We start from the raw sequence: 17,956 nt of genomic DNA, 5'->3' as shown, positions 1-17,956 counted from the left end.
ATTACGAAATTGACTCAATTGTTTACAAATAAAAAGTTATTAAAAAATCGTTTGAAATTGGTTTTTCATACCATATTTTCTTGTTTCTTTGTATAGTAAGAGAAACAAGATTTCGGTATTCGTAAAGTGAAGAAAAAAGTGTGGTATTTTCTAATGAACAATTAACAGACTTAATTAAAGGAAAAATCGTAGGGGACAAGCTCCCATAGAAAAACACCTCCTCATTGGTTATTTCAGGTTTCAATACCCGTTATTCAATGAAAGGTGTTTTTCTTTGTCTCAAGGTTAGACAAGCCCACTCCTACTCTCAACTCTATTGTTTTACCTGAGGTATACCATGCATCTATAATACATCTAGTAGCTTTTATTTATCAAAAGGTTAAAAAAGAACCTACGTTTTTTTATTGAAATATATGTATTTAGAGGCAACAATGGCTTGTGACGTGAAGATTTCACTTTCTATAGACGTTTCACTCAACACGGAAGAAACAGCCTGTTTACAAACGAAGGAATGGATTTTGTTTTGACTGAACAACTGTAAACCCTAATATGTAACCGTCAAATCCGTAATCAAAGCTGGTTTTTTATACTCATATACTTTTGTTATTTCTTTATTATCCAAGTCATACTTATAGATACACTGTATTTTAGAAATTATACCGTCAAAATTAACTTCTTCTGCATTTTTAGGTATACCCGAAAAATAAATAAATCGCTCATCTTTTGACAATACCGCTAACCTTCTTTGACCAATCTCTGATAATATGGGATTCTTACTTTTTTTAATCATTTGATCTGTTAATACGGTGGTTAACGATTTGTCTGTAAGAGTTAACTGATAAATGCCGCTTCCTTCATCTTCATTAATATTTTCTCCTCCAAGAATAATAGAATTCCCATTAGATCCATATGCAATCGAATCAATATTGATGGCTTTTATATTCGTTACCAAATTCATGTCAGAACCATCTAAATTCATTTCATATATTGAATAAACAATTTGCCCGATAGTTCCACCATCTTCATTTGCAGCTGTCCGTCTTGCCGTATTCTCTTCCTCAGAGACAAATGCACCAATAATTTTGTCTTTAGAAATATCATACATTTCTACAGCACGGTCAGGTTGTTCAGTATCAAATACAGTAGAATTCTTCTTTTGCACATCTACTTTCGCAATCTTGGAGACAGGGATTGTTGCTCCTATTATTTCACTGTAGATGGTGTTGCCTTCCTTATCACCAAATCTAGGAATAAGTTGTCCTAAAGTATCATTTGTAACTTGATAAGTTTTTTTATCATTTCTGTCTAATAAATAAATCTCCCAAGGTCCATCACCTTTTGCACTTGTATAGGCAAGATATTGTTTATTGTCTGAAAGTGTTGCATGTAACCAAACTGCTTCATTATTAATTAATTCGTTTTCTACATTTTTTTCAGCATTTATCTCCACTACACTACTTTTACCTTCCTTATCAAATACAGAAACAATGAGTTCTTCATTATCATCAACATGTGGGATGGTATCTTCTTTCTTTTGACATCCAAACAAAACTAATATTAACGATAAAAAAATGATAACAGTAGCACCTATTTTTTTTTTGAATTTACAAATAGATCCATACATTATACACTTCATCCTTTGCGAATTTATTTTAGAAATTGCATTATCACATACCAACAACTGTCAAAATACTACATATTATTTTGATAAGAAACTCAGTTATTTTATAAATTTATACAGCCTATTTCCCCTAATTAAGAAGAATCTAATTTCAATCAGAATCACTGAAAAAGTCAGTTTACGCCAAAAAAAGATTGTGTAAACTGACTTTTCATATCTATAAAAAAAGATAAATCAAAGAATTATTAACCACTCCAACTAATAACTAATCGTTCCGTTAAATAACCCCGCACTTGTAGCATGTAGTTTACCAAATGATTGTTTAGACATATCTAAAATTCTTCCGTTCACATACGGTCCTCTATCTAGAATTCTAACTGTTGTAGTTTTTGAATTATCGTTACTTTTTACAGAAACAGATGTTTTAAAAGGTAATGATTTATGAGCTGCACCATCATCCGCTTTTTGACCAGATGCTGTAGAACTTTCTGCATAAATATCAAACCAAGAAACTTTCCCCGATTCTGTTTTTGCTTTTGCGGCTAAAGGAAGAATTTCTTGTAACGGACTAATTTCTTTCATTTCAACATTAATGGATTCTCTACTTTCTGGAACAACTACTATTGGTGCACCTAAAGCATCATAAACCACTGTCATACCTGGTTTTATAACTGGCAGATCTGTTTCGTCTTCTTGAAGTCTATATTGCATGAAACTTGCTTTTTTATCTCCTTCTCTCAAAACAACAGATTCTTCCTGTTCATTAAATTTAATTACTGTCCCTGGAGCCATGTATGCAGGAATAGTCACTTCATTGTCTGTACTCGTTTCAATACTTTCACTTGAATTAGCAGCAAAAGCTAAATTGGGAATAGCCAAAGAAGATGCTACTACACAACCTAATAATAATTTTTTCATTTTACATCTTTCCCTTCTCGTTCTTTAGATATATGTTGCTATTTGCATTATATTTCTTAAAAAGCATACATGAAAAATATCTTGTATAGGATGTATTTTCCTATAAAGTAATCTATACATCCTAAACGCTAACTCCACTATTATTGTAACGCATAGGAAGAAAAAATGGTATTTAATTAAATTTAATACAATTTTTATATAATTTGTGTAAAATAGGAAATAAAGGTGGACGTTTATGAAATATATATAGAATCAACTAGTCAATCTATTTACACTTGAATCTCGTACACAAACTGAGAAGCTAAAAATTGAATATGGTATTCCGACACGGACATATGTTAAATCACTCACGATGACAGCCAGCTCTTCTTGCTCAAATTGGCGCTGTAATTCATTTTTTACCGACGCTTCATTACATGTTGATTTATACGGCTTATACCCAAAAGTCAAAACCCTTAATCCTATAGGGTTTTGACTTTTTTGTTTTGTCATAAAGCATCAGTAAATACCATTCAACCGTAGTCAAAACCTTAGTTGATTTTCAATAGGTCGATATGTATGTGGTGGGCAAGTATGCATCAATAATTTGCAAAATCGTTAGCCAACGCACTTCTTCAAAGTGATATATCAAAATACTACAGTATTGTTTTGAATGTAATGATTTGTTCATCTTCCGTTCATATAGGCGATGTATTGTAAGCTTATAAAAGTGATTGGGGGCGTTTATGATGAACCTTGCTTGGAAAGAAATTAAGAAATATAAAGTGAAATTTTTGATATTGGGTTCAATTGTTTTTCTTGTGAGTCTACTAACCTTTATAATTTCGGGTTTGGCAAATGGATTATCGCAGGACAATGCTGCTTTAATTAAAGATTTACCAGAAGGGCAATTTTATATGAATGAAGATGCAGATGAAAGCTATAATCTGTCAAGAATAGATAGTCGTATCCAAGATGAAATCTTAAACCAACAAAAGGATGCTGTAGCGTTTTCTATTCAAATGGGCTTTTTAAATGATGAGGCTGGTAAGCAGCAAAGCATTGCTTTTGTGACTTCTACGCCTTCAACAGTATTTGCAAATGTGAAACATGAGGAAGTTATTTTAGATAGCTCATTGAAAGAAAAAGGTATACAGGTTGGCGATACATTAACGAATAATCAATTTAACGGCAAGTTCGTTGTAAAGGGTTTTGTTGAACAAAAAAAATATAGTCATGCCCCTGTTGCTTATATAAGTATGGAGGATTACAAAGAAATGTATCGGGTTGAAGAAATGCAATTGGTTTTCACACCAGGTGGGGATGCGTCACAAACATTTACAGGGTTACAATCATTTTCAAATAAAGATTTTCTGAATACGATTCCAAGCTACAGCGCAGAGCAGATGTCTCTTAATATGATTGTTTGGTTTTTAGTAGTAATTAGTGGCCTGTTGTTTGCAATCTTTTTCTACATGATGAATGTTCAAAAAATCGGGTTATACGGTATTTTAAAAGCAATTGGTTTAAAAACTAGTCGATTATTCAAAATGATATGGACGCAGATGGTTGTGATCACAATTATTTCGCTTGTGATGTCTATTATACTGAGTCAAATTTTTAATGCGATGGCACCGAAAGGAATGCCTTTTAGTTTAACGCTTGAAACAACACTGCAATTGTCTTTAGTATTTCTAATTATTGGATTTATAGGAGCTACGATTTCAGGTATACAAATTAAAAAAATCGAGCCATTACAAGCGATACAGCAAGGAGAGATCTAATATGACACTATTTACAATGGAGAATGTTAGAAAAACTTTTACGAATGGTGAAGTGCAGGAAGAAATACTAAAAGGCATTAGTCTTTCCCTGAATAAAGGCGAAGTAACAGCATTAGTGGGCGCCTCTGGTTCTGGAAAAAGTACACTGCTTACTATAGCTGCAGGACTTCAACCTACATCCGAAGGGCAAGTCATATTCGAAGGGAAAAATATGATGAGTTTGAGTGCTGAACAAGTTCGACAAGTGCGAGCAAGTAAATTTGGTTTTGTCTTTCAATTTGCGCACCTAGTGCCATTTCTTACAGTAGAAGAACAACTCATGCTAATGCTAGATGTTTCTGAAACAACATTAAAGAAACATGAACAAAAAGAAGAGATTCATCGGATACTAAAATTAGTGGGGATGGATCATCGGAAAAATGCCTATCCACCTTCATTATCAGGGGGAGAGAAACAGCGGGTTGCTATTGCACGTGCAATCATTCATAAGCCGAAAGTTCTCTTCGCAGACGAACCAACAGCAAGTTTAGATTCGAAAAAATCTGAAGATGTTATGTTGTTAATCCGAGATTTGACTAAAACATTAAACATTACTACTTTAATGGTGACACATGACGAAGAAATGCTTCCATATACTGATAAAGTAATTAAATTGAGCGATGGTCAAATTCTAGAAAATGGCGATTAAATGCGTGCACTATAGCTAAAAATGTTGACTGCCACAGCCTTTTAGGTTGTGGTTTTTCATTTGTAGCTTTCTCTCTTAGAAAAATACTTTAACCAAAAAGCAGTAACTATCATTTACGCGGCATATGTTTTTCCTGAAAATGTGGATTGGGGTTGGCAAGCACTTAATGGTAGCAACCATACACCCAAAGTTGATGTTCACAACACTGAATGTATTTTGGTAGAATGACACAAAAAATTCTATAACTGTAAAATGATTTATTATGTTATCATATTAGTACTATTATATTATGGGACGTTGAGATGAATAGGTGTTTTGTAATCAATGTGGAGGTACTTTAGTTACTGATACTGATACTGATACTGAAACAAAGAAAAAAGAAAAAGATGCTGATATATAATTTTGAGCGGTTGCTTTAGAGCAGCCGTTAATTTTTTGTCAACTTTAAATACACCCATTTTTTATTAGTGGATTACATTGCAAAAAAAATTTTAAATGCATATTGAGTACATATTAAAGGAGTAGTTGATGATGGTTAAGGTTAAACATTTAGTAATAGGGTTAGGAATGTGTTTACTGTTAGCAGGTTGTAGTGGTAAAGAGGTTGTTAAAGAAAGTACTGAAATAAATGTTGAATCAGAAATTCTAGCATTAGAAACACTTTTGAAAGAAAAGAAATATGAAGACCTTTTAATTAATATGGAATCTTTAGATTTACCAGAATCAGAAACTGATAAAGTGAAAGAAGTCGGTACAAAATTTGTAGACCAATTAATAAAAGAGAAGAATATGGATTTTTTAGCTTCAAAATCTAACAGAATTAGAATAACTGTCAGACGTGATGATTGGAATAGAGTGGAAAAATTTGTAGAACAAGAAACTGAGTTAATATTAGATGAAATGGAACAAGCGGTAAGAAGTAAGGATTTTCGAAAGGTTCAGGAAATGTATGAGAATGAGAAAATACTAGAAGAAAATGTTGAATTTTCTGCAATGTATAATTACGCTCTTTATTTACAAACAGACCAAAATTCTTATAAAGCGTCAGGGGCTTTAGCACTTGCAGTTGATCCTAACTACTATGGAAGAATGAAGGATGAAATTGTAGCAGGAGTAACAAATACATCATATGAAAATCCATTATCGTTCGGACCTATAACTACAACTAATTGGAAATGGATAGAAGGAGAGTATCGAATGAATATAGCTACTATGGAAAGGATAGGGAATGAAGAAAAAGAAAGAAAAGAAAAAATTGAAAGTGCTAGAGGTAAGAACCCTACTCTTGGCATGACATACGAGGAAGTAGAAGCATCATTATGGGGTGAACCAGATGATGTTAATAGAACAGTAACAGAATACGGAACGAGTGAACAATGGGTTTATGGCAATGGTCAATATCTTTATTTCGATGATGGTATATTAACAGGTTTTCAAGATTAACTAATTATATTATGAGACCAGTGTCTTCTTTTGACTCTATGTATGCGCCATGAATGAGAAATAAATAGAAAACCTTCAAGTAAACAAAGGAAGAGGGACGCATGGCGAAAATGAACCACCAATGATTTTACTACAAAGTCATAACAACATACCGCCTGTAGCGGAAAAACTATGTGATAGGAACAATTACTATTACTTTATTCTCATTAATAATACTCGCATTTAAAGCATAAATTTTCCGCTTGGAAAGTTTATGCTTTATTGCTTTTTCGGAAACTTTAAGAAGCTTATTTTCCGTTTTGTCCCGTACATTTTGAACCTGTTTATCTCTTATAAAGTGTCAGAATTAAAGCTCAAAATAATATTTTCCAATTTTGATGCTGCGTTGCTTGAATGATTGGATGCTCTTCAAAATAACGGGTAATAAGTTCGGTCATATCAGTTTGAACATCCTTTATAATCGGACAATCTGCAAAATAGGGGAAGTTCCCAGCGCCGGTAGCACGATAGTTATTCATCACGACATCATAGGAGGCTTGCAGATTTAGTGGCTCACCTTGAAAAGTCACTTCTGTTACTCTTTCTCCAATGGGACGACGAATATCTAGGGTGTAGTTGATTCCTTCCCACATATCATAATTATAGGGTTGTGCTTTCGGATAAAGAAAGCTTTTAGATATAGTTAAATCCCCATCCTTTAATGAAAAATAACTGGCATTTTGTTCAAGCGCTTGGACAATCTGTTTCCCCTTCACTCGTAACACTTTTAAGGTATTGGGAAAAATATAATTTGTTACAATATGCCTCCTAGTAACATCCTTTGGAAACCCTCCAGGCCCATCGTGAAATAATGCCGTACATGAGATTGAGGTGTTGGTCATTGCCATTTGCACATTTTGAATGAACTCGATATATGGATGTTTATAGACACGTACATGAAAGGCATTTTCAAATAACATGTTTCCTTCAATGGTCCCTAGAGGCTCATCCAACCAGTTTTCCGTTTGTTGATGAATGGCTTCCAACAGTGATATTACTTGGGGACAAGCGGGTGTATCTTCTTCCACGTAATGTAAGGTTGCTTCGTGATGCTTGTTGATGATTTGTCCATTCTCTATATCGAGTTCAATCGTAATCGCAGCTAAGCAATTTCCTTTCGTGCCAGGCTGTACAATGGATTTAGCGAAGGCTTTTGTAGCAATTTCTCGATGCTGATGGCCAGTGATGACAATATCGCACTCAAGTTCTTTACACATGAGATAACCTTGATTTTCTCCTGTGTTAGGTTCTAGTAATTCCCCTGATGATAAGTCATGTGAAAATCCACCATGATAACATAGCACCACCACATCTACCTGTTCATGTTGACGTATATGCGTGATCCATCTTTTGGCACTTTCAAAGGCATCATGAAAATCTAAGTCCTCGATATGAGCTGACTCCTCCCAAACGGGTACAAAATGCGTTGTGACACCAATTATACCAATGCGTATTCCGTCTAATTCTTTGACAATATAGGGCTGCGTAAATGCTGTCCCATCTTCATGAAAAATATTGCCACTTAACCAAGGAAATTGTGATTGGGTAACTGCTTTTTTTAAGAAGGGGAGCCCGTAATTAAATTCATGATTGCCAAATATCGCAACGTCATAGTTTAAGAAATTGGCTATCTCGATAATGGGGTTTGGTCTATGTGAGTGATTGGCATGGTAGTAAGAAGCTAGCGGACTACCTTGAATTAAATCGCCATTATCAATTAACAGACTCGGTGTTTGTCCACGTAATTCCTCTATAATGCTTGCTAATTTCACTAACCCTAAAGGTTCGAGTGTACGGCGATAGGTAGTAGGCATAAGATAGCCATGGATGTCACTTGTTACAAGTAATTGCAGTTTTTTTGTCTCCATAAAATTACTGAACCCCCATATGATTTGAATTGACTTTAGTATACGATGTTTAGACAGCTAAAAAAGAACTAGTAAAAGAAATTTACAATCAATTTACATATTTTAGAAAACAATATAAACCTTTCACATGGGTTTAACAATGCTTTGCTATATTTATGGAGCACTAAAAAAATCGGAGGGGGAAACACATTTGAAAAAGTTTTTTATGTTCGCAACAACATGTCTGCTTGCTGTATTACTAGTAGCATGTGGAAATGAATCAACAAAAAATAAAGAATCAAGCGGGGCAACGAATGCAGATAATTCAGAAGCAGAAGAGGCTTCTGGTAACAAACAGCTTGAAAAACTTTCAATCGGATTTGTGCCATCTCGTGATCCACAAGAAATTATTACAGCAACAGAACCGTTAAAAGATTTGTTGAAAACCGAACTAGCAAGCTTAGGTTATGACGTAGATAAAATCGATATTACAGTTGGGACAAATTATGAGGCAGTGGGAGAAGCATTATCTGCTGGCACAACGGATATTGGCTTTATTCCAGGTGGTACATATGTCCTTTATGATGATGGAGCAGAAGTGATTTTAACAGCTACGCGTGCAGGATTAAACAATGATTCAGATAACCCTGCTGATTGGAATCAAAATGAACCAACAGAAGCAACGGCAGAGCAAGCCATTTCCTATCGTGGGATTTTAATTGCAGGTCCATCAGAAAAAGGGCAAGAACTTGCAGCGAAAGTAAATAAGGGTGAAGCATTAACATTTGAAGATTTAGACGGTGCGAACTGGAATGTTATGTCTTCATCATCACCAGCAGGCTATATTTATCCTGCCCTATGGTTACAAGAGAACTATAAAAAAACGATTACCGATTTATCCAAAGTTGTACAAGCAGATTCTTATGGTACAGCCTTTGCTCGTTTAGCTTCAGGACAAACAGATTTACTCGTTACGTTTGCCGATGCTCGTCGTGATTACGAAGAAGCTTGGAAGACTGACTTTAATCGTAAAGCAGATATTTGGGCAGAAACAGATTTAATCGGTGTGATGCCTGCTATTTATAATGACACAATTAGTGTAAGTAAAAACTCAGAGATTATGGATGATGAACTGAAAAAAGTATTACAACAAGCGTTCATTAATATCGGAAAGTCTGAAGAAGGTAAAGAGGTTATCGCTGTGTATAGTCATGAGGGTTATCAAGCAGCAAAGGATTCAGACTATGATAATGAGCGTAAAGCACAAGAAATTGTACAACAGTTAGGTTCAAAATAATGGTGAAATGATCAATCGAATAACAAGAGAGAATGAGAACGTTCTAGCAATGTTCTCATTTTTTCTAAGAATGGAGTAAGGACATGATTGCTTTTAAACAAGTTCAAAAACAATATCCCAATGGTTTTTCAGCATTGAAAAATGTGAATTTGCAAATTCAACAAGGCGAATATGTGGCAATTATTGGGCTTTCAGGGGCAGGGAAGTCCACGCTATTACGCTGTATCAATCGAATGCATGAAATTACAGGGGGCACATTATTGGTTGATGAGGTCGACATTAATACATTGAAGGGAAAAAGCGTACGTCAATTTCGGCGTAATATTGGCATGATCTTTCAATCTTTTAATCTAGTCACACGTATTTCGGTCATCAAAAATGTACTCGTGTCTTTCGTTCCAGAAATGCCCTTTTGGAGAAAATTGTTGGGGATTTTCACAGAACAGCAGAAGAAGCAGGCTTTGATGGCATTAGATCGCGTAGGAATTTTAGATAAAGCCTATGTACGTGTAGATCAACTGTCAGGCGGGCAGCAACAACGTGTAGCACTGGCACGTACACTAGCACAAAATCCGAAAATCATATTAGCAGATGAACCAGTAGCCTCACTAGACCCAGTAACAGCCCATCAAGTAATGGATGATTTCCGTCGGATCAATAAAGAGCTCAATATGACGGTTATTATGAACATTCATCATGTGGAATTAGCGCTCGAATATGCTCATCGAGTTATTGGCATTCGTGCTGGAGAAATCGTTTTTGATGGAGCAGCAAAGGATGTCACTGAGGCAGTGCTTCAGCAAATTTATAATGGTCAGGTTGAAGAAGGGAGTAGCGTAGTAGATGTTCGACAAGCTGTTACCAACTAAAAAAATAATACTTCCAAATGGAAAAGAAGTGACCGAAAAGCGAGCTCTTACGCCTTTAGTTGTGGTAGCGATTCTTGTGCTTACTTATTTCTCCGCTGTGATTACAGGCTTTGATGTTGAAACGATTATGAAACGAAGCGAACAATTTTTTGTGATTTTACAACAGATGGTTCCGCCGACTTGGGCGTATTTCCCTCACATTTGGCAACCATTACTAGATACGATTAAAATGTCGCTTTTAGGCTCTTTAATGGGTGTTCTATGTGCATTACCTTTAGCAATCGTTGCAGCAAGTAATATGACGAAGTGGAAGTGGATGTCAGCAACAATGAAGTTTCTTCTTAGTTTACTGCGTACGCTCCCAACTTTAATTGTCGCACTAGTTGCTACCTTCGTTTTTGGATTAGGGACGGTCGCCGGTACAGTGGCTATTTTCTTATTTACAGTCGCCTATGTAGGGAAATTATTATACGAGCAAATCGAAAATGCCAATATGGGTGCTTATGAGGCAATGAATTCAATGGGCTTAACAACCATCCAGTCATTTCGTTATGCAATTTTCCCTCAAATTCTTCCTAACTATTTATCTACGTCTTTATTTTGCTTCGAAGGAAACGTGCGGTATGCGTCTATTTTAGGGTATGTCGGTGCAGGTGGAATCGGGCTATTGTTAAATGAGAGTTTAGGCTGGAGAAATTATGCGAACGTCGGCATGATTTTACTGTTACTAGTCGTTACGGTCTTTATTATTGAAACAATTAGTGAACATTATCGAAAGAAATTAATGTAGGAGATTACGCATGGATGTCATTCAAAAACAATATAAACTAGAACCGAATCGTCGTGTCACGCAATTAGTGACCATCTTCATTTTATGCCTTCTTTTTGGATGGTCTTTATCGGCAATCGAATTGGAGCAGCTGACAACGAATGGTTTTTCAATTGCTAAAAATATTTTAGTCGGTATTGTTCAACCAGATTTGTCTTTATTAGTGAATGTTACGACAAGTGGTGTGCCCTATTTATTAATCGAAACGATGGCAATTGCATTTTTAGGAACAATCGTTGGTTCGATTTTAGCCATTCCACTTGCTTTTTTATCCGCATCTAATATTGTCCCAAAGCCGATTGCCTATGTTGTTCGATTTTTATTAATTTTGATTCGAACAATCCCAGCGATTGTGTATGGGTTAATGTTTATTCGTGTAACGGGACCAGGGCCTTTTGCAGGCGTCCTTACAATGTCTCTTGTAAGTATTGGTATGTTATCGAAATTATATGTAGACGTCATTGAAGACCTAGACATATCCATTCTAGAATCGATGGAATCAATCGGCTGCACAACTTTAGAAAAAATTCGATTTGGTATATTGCCGCAGCTTTCAGCATCCTTTTTATCAATTGTAATTTATCGTTTTGATATGAATTTACGAGATGCAACCGTACTTGGTTTAGTGGGTGCTGGAGGGATTGGAGCACCCTTAATCTTTGCGATGAATGCCTATCGGTGGTCAGAGGTTGGTTCGATTTTAATAGGCTTAATCGTGCTTATTTTAATCGTTGAATATATGTCCAACAAAATTCGCACAAAATTAGTCAGGGGGTAATAGCAAGGTTTCGAACAATATTTTTGCTGCGGGCTAGAAGTTCATTAAAAAATTGGAGGTTGGTTTACGATGGGGAAGAAATCTAAATTTGTGTTTTCAGCAGTATTGAGTACAGTGATGATTAGTTCAATATTTGTTAATACGAGCTCGGCAGAAAATGCACAAGATCCAGCTCCTATTATTACGCCTGTGCACTCGAATGGTTATTCCGTATTATTTGATAATAGTCATGGACAAACAGCTGGCCAAGCTGACTGGGTAATTGATGGTGCTTTTTCTGATTTTGCTAATGGATTAACTGCAGAAGGATATACCGTAGAAGAATTCCGTAGTGATGTGCCAATCACTTTAAATGATTTGATAAATTATGATGTCTTTGTCATTCCAGAGGCCCAAATTCCATTTACCTCTTCTGAACAAGAAGCAATTGCTGCATTTGCAGAATTAGGGGGTGGTGTGTTCTTTATCGCAGATCATTATAATGCTGATCGGAATTTAAATCGTTGGGACTCCAATGAAATTATGAATGGTTGGCGTCGTGGTGCTTATCATAATCCAACATTAGGCATGTCATCAGGTGAAGCAAATGCGTTAAATGACGTTGTAAGCTCTACTTGGTTAAGTGACGAATTTGGTGTAGAGTTCCGTTACAATGCAATCGATAATACAGTGGCAAATCAAGTGGTCTCTACTAATGAGTCATTCGGAATTACAGCTGGTGTATCAGAAGTTTCAATTCATGCAGGTTCTACACTAGCCATTACCAATCCACATCTGGCAAAAGGGATTGTCTATTTACCAAATGGTTTAACTTCGGCAAATAAATGGTCAAATTCAGTGGATCAAGGTGTATATGCTGGCGGTGGACTAGCAGAAGGTCCATATGTTGCAATTGGTAAAAAGGAATTAGGAAAAGCAGCATTTATTGGGGATTCTTCACCTGTTGAAGATGCAACACCTAAATATCGCAATGAAGAAACAGGAAATGTAAAAAGAACATACGATGGCTTTGTAGCAGACGATAATGGCGAATTATTAATTAATATTATTGACTGGCTCGTACAAGATGAAAGCTATACAACTTTTGCACAAACATCGATTACATTGGATAGTGTAACGCCTAGATTGTCATTAGAGAATCCCCAAACTTCAACTGAGATTTTAGGTGAACCATGGCGTCAGCCTAATGCAGGGTATTTATGGTATGACCCTTCAACATTTGCAGATGGATCCTATGGTTCAGATGTAGACCCTTTACCTACATTAAGTTATTCCGTAGCGGTCCCTTCTGTATTGCCTAATAATGGTGATGCATTTAATGTGACAGTTACTGTTAGTGGCTTAACACCATTAGCTGCTGCTAATGGATATCGAATTCAGGTTTATCTACCAGGCGGAACATCGATTTCTCAAGTGCAAAATTCAGATGGGACTTGGCCGACAAGCTATGGATACTTCGATATTGGTACTTTAACAGCTAATAGCCAGGGAATCGCTCAAAAAATAATAACTATGCGATTAAACTCATCCACATCTGTTTCGGAAGGTACTATTCGTTTAAAGAATAGTAAGGGAGATAATGTAGTAACAAAAGCAGTCTCTATTGGAGCAGGTTCAAGTGTTGAATAACTAAACTGCACACAAAATATTGGGTATCAAAATCTACTAAAAGTGAGTGATGCAGGCTATGATTTCTATTGAACAAAAATTAGCAGGAATTGTCGCCTTTATAGATGAAAAGGAAAGTACACATCAGCTTGACCATTATACACAATATTGAGTGAAGCCAAAAAACCCTGTTGATTCTAAATGATGAATCAACAGGGTTTTGAGCTATTCGCACATGTAACGCTTATTGTTGCCTAACGCGATTAGCCTTTCAGGAAATCAGGTTTTGCAAAGTTAGGGTTTGGATATTTGTAGAAGCCTTCGCCCGTTGCTCGTCCTAATTTACCTTTGTCGATATACTCTGTTTTTAACAGGTTGGCTAATTTATTCATGTTGTCGTCACCAGTAGCGGCAGCTTTAGCTTGGACAATATTAAATGCCGTGTTAATCCCTACAATGTCTAAAATAGCGAATGGGCCAAGTGGCGCACCTGTACCAATCATCCATGTTTTGTCAATTGTTTCAGGGTCAGCTACTTCTTTCACTAATAGCATTTCAGCTGCATCTAAGAAAGGTACAAGTAATGAATTTAAAATGTAGCCTGGTTGTTCTTTATATAATGGTAGTGGCACCATGCCGATTGCTCTAGCGAATTCAACGACTTCATCGAATACGTTCATATCCGTAGCTGGATGTTTCATGATTTCTGCTGTGTTGTTTTTCCAAATTGTATTGGCGAAATGGAGCGCTAAAAATTTCTCAGGTCGCCCAGTTACATCTGCAAATTGGCTTGGTAATAATGTGGATGAATTCGTTGCAAAAATCGTTTTTTGTGGTGCTACTTTGCCAAGATTTGTGTAAAATTCTGTTTTGATTTTTACGACTTCAGGAATCGCTTCGATAACAAGATCAGCATTCGCAACAGCTTCTGCTAAGTCGCTATTAAAAGTTAGACGTGCATAAGCAGCATCGACTTCTTCCTGTGTCGCACCTAAATCTTGTTGATAGAGTGGTTTTAAAGTTGCAATACGATCTTGTGCATTTTTTAACGCATCATCATTAATATCATAAACAGTCACATTAAATCCTTTAAAAGCTGATTGATAGGCAATTTGACTACCTAGAACGCCACTTCCTGCAACCGTAATATTTTGATAATTCATCTGAACTCCTCCTCCGATATTGTTACATTAGTATAATAGTATGGATTTAAAACAATTTCCTTAATACACTTCCATACTACTGCTACTCTCAAATAAAAATCAAACGATAGCCTTTATTATTATAATGATATAAAAATTTGTGGAGCTTCCACTTGAAAATGCTCTCTTCAAGTATGTACTTAGTAAGTCCAAAAAACCCTAAATTCGGAAATGTCGAAGACAACATAGCATTTGATTTTAAATACTAGATGTTGTTATTTGTATAGGCAATGTTCAATAGTTGAAATAAAAAAGAGCAGCTACTGAGCTACTCAAAAGGACTAGTGAACTTCTTTGTATTAATTACAGTGTAACTTTGAAACTGACAGCTTTACCGATAATCTTTGCAGGATTATTTTCATTGATAATATAGGGCTCATGTTTAGGGTTATCAGGCATAAGTAAGATGGTATCTCCTTGTTTTTTCACCCGTTTAAGTGTTGCCTCCGTATCACCATTTACTAATACTGCTGCAATCTCCCCATACTCAACTTCACTTTGTTCTCTTATCAAAACTTTAGAGCCATCCGGGATAGTCGGTTCCATTGAATCCCCCTTAGCAACTAAAGCGAAAATATTACCAGTTGGTAATAAATCGGGAAATTCATACATGTAGCCTTCAACATTTTGTTCTGCTAGGATTGGATCTCCACAAGCGATGATACCCAGTATTGGAATTTTAACAAAATTGGGTTGTACTGCTATTAAATTCGTTGGCTGTTCCTCAGTTAAATCATAACGTTTTATATTAAAATAATCCGCCATTAATTGTAGTTTATCAGGTCTAGGGTATGTGCTAGCTTTCATCCAATTAGAAACTGTTGTTTCAGGGATGTTTAAATCTCTTGCCATATCTGTTTGATTTAACCCTCTTTTATCTAATTGGTTTTTCAGGTTTTTAGAAAAAACTAACTTTAGCTTATCCGAATTATCCATATTAAAGCACCTCCATTATTATCATAATACCGATATTCGGTATTATTGTAAACAGATTAAAACCTATAAAAAGTATTATTTACTTGACTATACCGTTTAAAGGTATTATATTATATTTACCATTTAAGAGGAGGTGGTGGTAATATGTTTCAAATTTCTTTAAAGGCAACTCGTATAAATGCCGAATTAGAACAAGCTGATGTAGCTTTTAAAATGGGGATAACGGCTAAAACATTGAGTAATTATGAAAAAGGAATCACTGCTATTCCAGAATTATATTAAGAAAAGGGCAAAGCTCTATGGCATTTCTGAAGAGGGAATAAGGTTACCCGTTGTTAATGAAGGTCACTACAATAATTTTTTTGTACATAAATACCGTTTAAAGGTATTTCGTGAAATTAGAAAAAAATTTATTATTTCTAGGAGGCGGGATACCAAGCGTCATCTAAATACGAAACGACAATTGGTAATTAGTTCAAATGCGATTAATTATATTAAATAATTTAGGGGGAATTGTATCAAATGAAAGCTAGATTAAATGTTTTAGGCAATAAAATGAAAGTAACAGCTATCAATTTTTATAGTGATAAAGTAACAAGTGCTCAAATCGTGGATGAAAATGGAGATTTACTAACTTTTCACGACGAAAACTCAGGTGCAAATCTTAAGGATGCACTGACAATCAATCTACAAGAAGCACTTGAATTTCCTGATAAGAATAGAGAATATGTAGTGGCACTCAACGATTTACTAGAGCAATCGGAGCAATATTTACTTGAATTGCAGCAACAAATTATTCAAGAAGTATTAAACCACGGTGATATGCCATTTGGTGATTGTACATTTCCAAATCTCGTAAAGGAATACAAAGGGCATAAAGAATACATTGATGGGGTAGCTTCAGCTTTAGAAGTTGTTAAAGGTAGCGCATAGAATGAAGTAGCAAAATTAAAACAGTTGAAGTTACGTTAAAGGGAGAAAAAATGTACATAAATAATAACAGTAAGTTAAGAAAAATAAAAAAGCTCGTCAAAGGCGGCAACCTATAACGAGCATTGAAGTAATAAGTCCCTAAAAATATAACATAGGGTAGCAAAAGTTCGCTACTCCAAAGTATACTAGTTTCCTTTCCCTTTAAAAAGTCGAAAAAAATGCAAAGTAGGTGCTGTGTATGTATGAATGGTTACGAGATTATCAACAAATTGAAGATGAAATTGGCTATCTTGAATTTAATTTTGAGCAGTCCCAAAAAGAATTGAAACGCTGGGTAAGTGGGGATTTAGCAGGAGTAAAGCTTACTGCCGAATCTGACGGAGCGAAACTAGAAGAACGTATTGAACGAATCAAAAAAGAATTACAAATTAAGCGTACTGAACAGAAAAATTTTTTGGAGCTGATTAGTAGGTTTAAAGGGTTAAATCATAAGATATTAAAGCTAAAGTATGTGGATGGTATGACATTAGAAGAAATAGCAGAAGAATTAAATTACAGCGCTAGCTACATATATAAAAAGCATGCAGAAATTGCTAAGATGGTGCGATTCGCCCATGAAATAAAGTTTTCATAATCCTGACACTCAGGAGTGTGCATAGCAAGTATTGAACATCCATTATATGATGGTAAATTAATAGTTCGGCAAACGAACAATGTCACAAAGAAATTAATCATAAGAGTTGAAGGCCACTCAAATAAGAGGGGCCTTTCCTATTTTAGTTAGATAAGTAATCGATGGAAATACTATCACAAAAATGAACTTTCACTTAACTGACACTCAGGAGTATGCATAGCAAGTATTGAACATCCATTATATGATGGTAAAGTACAAGTTCAGCAAACGAAAAATGTCACAAAAAAAATTAATCATAAGAGTTGAAGGCCACTCAAATAAGAGGGGCCTTTTCTATTTCTAGTTAGATAAGTAATCAATGGAAATACTATCACAAAAATGAACTTTCACTTAACTGACACTCAGTAGTGTGAATAGCAAGAGTTGAAGTTCCGTTATATGATGGTAAAGTAATAGTTCGGCAAACGAACAATGTCACAACAAATAAATTCCCCTTGGTTGAAGGCCACTCAAAAGAGTGGTCTTTTGTATTGTTCTGATTTAAAGGACGG

17 protein-coding genes are annotated in these 17,956 nt (G+C 35.4%); 11 read left to right on the top strand and 6 right to left on the bottom strand.

Annotation, left to right across the window (positions count from 1 at the left end):
• Positions 1–544 precede the first annotated feature (544 nt).
• The 3 genes from H131_RS21870 to H131_RS26210 all read right to left on the bottom strand — a co-directional run bounded on the left by H131_RS21870 (position 545) and on the right by H131_RS26210 (position 2,989).
• Positions 545–1,624, bottom strand: coding sequence for a TolB-like translocation protein (locus H131_RS21870; protein ID WP_010861320.1), 1,080 nt, complete (start codon positions 1,622–1,624; stop codon positions 545–547).
• Between the two features lie 255 nt (positions 1,625–1,879).
• Positions 1,880–2,539 carry a septal ring lytic transglycosylase RlpA family protein gene (locus H131_RS23300; RefSeq protein WP_010861319.1) on the bottom strand — a complete coding sequence of 220 codons (660 nt, stop codon included), beginning with the start codon at positions 2,537–2,539 and terminating at the stop codon, positions 1,880–1,882.
• A 252-nt stretch (positions 2,540–2,791) separates the two neighbouring features.
• Positions 2,792–2,989: a hypothetical protein gene (locus H131_RS26210; protein WP_036132435.1), complete on the bottom strand. Its 198-nt coding sequence runs from the start codon at positions 2,987–2,989 to the stop codon at positions 2,792–2,794.
• Positions 2,990–3,267: 278 nt separating this feature from the next.
• Between H131_RS26210 and H131_RS21855 the strand changes: the two genes are divergently transcribed.
• The 3 genes from H131_RS21855 to H131_RS23295 all read left to right on the top strand — a co-directional run bounded on the left by H131_RS21855 (position 3,268) and on the right by H131_RS23295 (position 6,433).
• A complete protein-coding gene (locus H131_RS21855; protein WP_010861318.1) occupies positions 3,268–4,302 on the top strand; it encodes an ABC transporter permease in 1,035 nt (344 codons plus the stop codon).
• Between the two features lies 1 nt (position 4,303).
• The gene (locus H131_RS21850; RefSeq protein WP_010861317.1) at positions 4,304–4,990 is read left to right on the top strand and encodes an ABC transporter ATP-binding protein; all 687 of its coding nucleotides are present in this window, start codon (positions 4,304–4,306) and stop codon (positions 4,988–4,990) included.
• Between the two features lie 531 nt (positions 4,991–5,521).
• Positions 5,522–6,433 (top strand): outer membrane protein assembly factor BamD, encoded by a 912-nt coding sequence (locus H131_RS23295; protein ID WP_010861316.1) that lies wholly within the window; start codon positions 5,522–5,524, stop codon positions 6,431–6,433.
• A gap of 353 nt (positions 6,434–6,786) precedes the next feature.
• Here H131_RS23295 and H131_RS21840 read toward each other — a convergent pair whose 3' ends face one another.
• Entirely contained in the window at positions 6,787–8,340 is a 1,554-nt protein-coding gene (locus H131_RS21840; RefSeq protein ID WP_010861315.1) for a bifunctional metallophosphatase/5'-nucleotidase, read from the bottom strand.
• A 190-nt stretch (positions 8,341–8,530) separates the two neighbouring features.
• On the opposite strand from H131_RS21840, the gene H131_RS21835 reads away from it, so the two are divergent.
• The 5 genes from H131_RS21835 to H131_RS21815 all read left to right on the top strand — a co-directional run bounded on the left by H131_RS21835 (position 8,531) and on the right by H131_RS21815 (position 13,721).
• Positions 8,531–9,616 (top strand): phosphate/phosphite/phosphonate ABC transporter substrate-binding protein, encoded by a 1,086-nt coding sequence (locus tag H131_RS21835; RefSeq protein WP_010861314.1) that lies wholly within the window; start codon positions 8,531–8,533, stop codon positions 9,614–9,616.
• 83 nt (positions 9,617–9,699) lie between these two features.
• Positions 9,700–10,485, top strand: a complete 786-nt coding sequence (gene phnC, locus H131_RS21830) for a phosphonate ABC transporter ATP-binding protein (RefSeq protein ID WP_010861313.1) — start codon at positions 9,700–9,702, stop codon at positions 10,483–10,485.
• Entirely contained in the window at positions 10,460–11,275 is an 816-nt protein-coding gene (gene phnE, locus H131_RS21825) for a phosphonate ABC transporter, permease protein PhnE (RefSeq protein WP_010861312.1), read from the top strand. Before phnC ends, phnE (H131_RS21825) begins: the two co-directional genes overlap by 26 nt.
• Before the next feature lie 10 nt (positions 11,276–11,285).
• A complete protein-coding gene (gene phnE / locus H131_RS21820) occupies positions 11,286–12,092 on the top strand; it encodes a phosphonate ABC transporter, permease protein PhnE (protein ID WP_010861311.1) in 807 nt (268 codons plus the stop codon).
• A 69-nt stretch (positions 12,093–12,161) separates the two neighbouring features.
• Positions 12,162–13,721 (top strand): motility-associated ABC transporter substrate-binding family protein, encoded by a 1,560-nt coding sequence (locus H131_RS21815; protein ID WP_010861310.1) that lies wholly within the window; start codon positions 12,162–12,164, stop codon positions 13,719–13,721.
• Between the two features lie 242 nt (positions 13,722–13,963).
• Here H131_RS21815 and H131_RS21810 read toward each other — a convergent pair whose 3' ends face one another.
• Together H131_RS21810 and H131_RS21805 are read right to left on the bottom strand one after the other, a co-directional pair.
• On the bottom strand, positions 13,964–14,863 hold the full coding sequence (locus H131_RS21810; protein WP_010861309.1) for a 3-hydroxyacyl-CoA dehydrogenase: 900 nt from the start codon (positions 14,861–14,863) through the stop codon (positions 13,964–13,966).
• A 342-nt stretch (positions 14,864–15,205) separates the two neighbouring features.
• Entirely contained in the window at positions 15,206–15,838 is a 633-nt protein-coding gene (locus H131_RS21805) for a LexA family protein (protein WP_010861308.1), read from the bottom strand.
• Between the two features lie 144 nt (positions 15,839–15,982).
• Between H131_RS21805 and H131_RS25675 the strand changes: the two genes are divergently transcribed.
• The 3 genes from H131_RS25675 (at position 15,983) to H131_RS21790 (ending at position 17,405) form a co-directional block, all read left to right on the top strand.
• Positions 15,983–16,120, top strand: a complete 138-nt coding sequence (locus tag H131_RS25675; RefSeq protein WP_010861307.1) for a helix-turn-helix domain-containing protein — start codon at positions 15,983–15,985, stop codon at positions 16,118–16,120.
• A 240-nt stretch (positions 16,121–16,360) separates the two neighbouring features.
• On the top strand, positions 16,361–16,771 hold the full coding sequence (locus H131_RS21795; RefSeq protein ID WP_010861306.1) for a hypothetical protein: 411 nt from the start codon (positions 16,361–16,363) through the stop codon (positions 16,769–16,771).
• Positions 16,772–17,009: 238 nt separating this feature from the next.
• Positions 17,010–17,405 (top strand): DUF1492 domain-containing protein, encoded by a 396-nt coding sequence (locus tag H131_RS21790; RefSeq protein ID WP_010861305.1) that lies wholly within the window; start codon positions 17,010–17,012, stop codon positions 17,403–17,405.
• Positions 17,406–17,956: the final 551 nt, after the last annotated feature.

This window comes from Lysinibacillus sphaericus OT4b.31 (assembly GCF_000392615.1).
GTDB classification, from domain to species: Bacteria; Bacillota; Bacilli; order Bacillales_A; family Planococcaceae; genus Lysinibacillus; species Lysinibacillus sphaericus_B.
The sequence above is the reverse complement of the archived record's forward strand: the minus strand, read 5'-3'. Positions and strand labels throughout refer to the sequence as shown.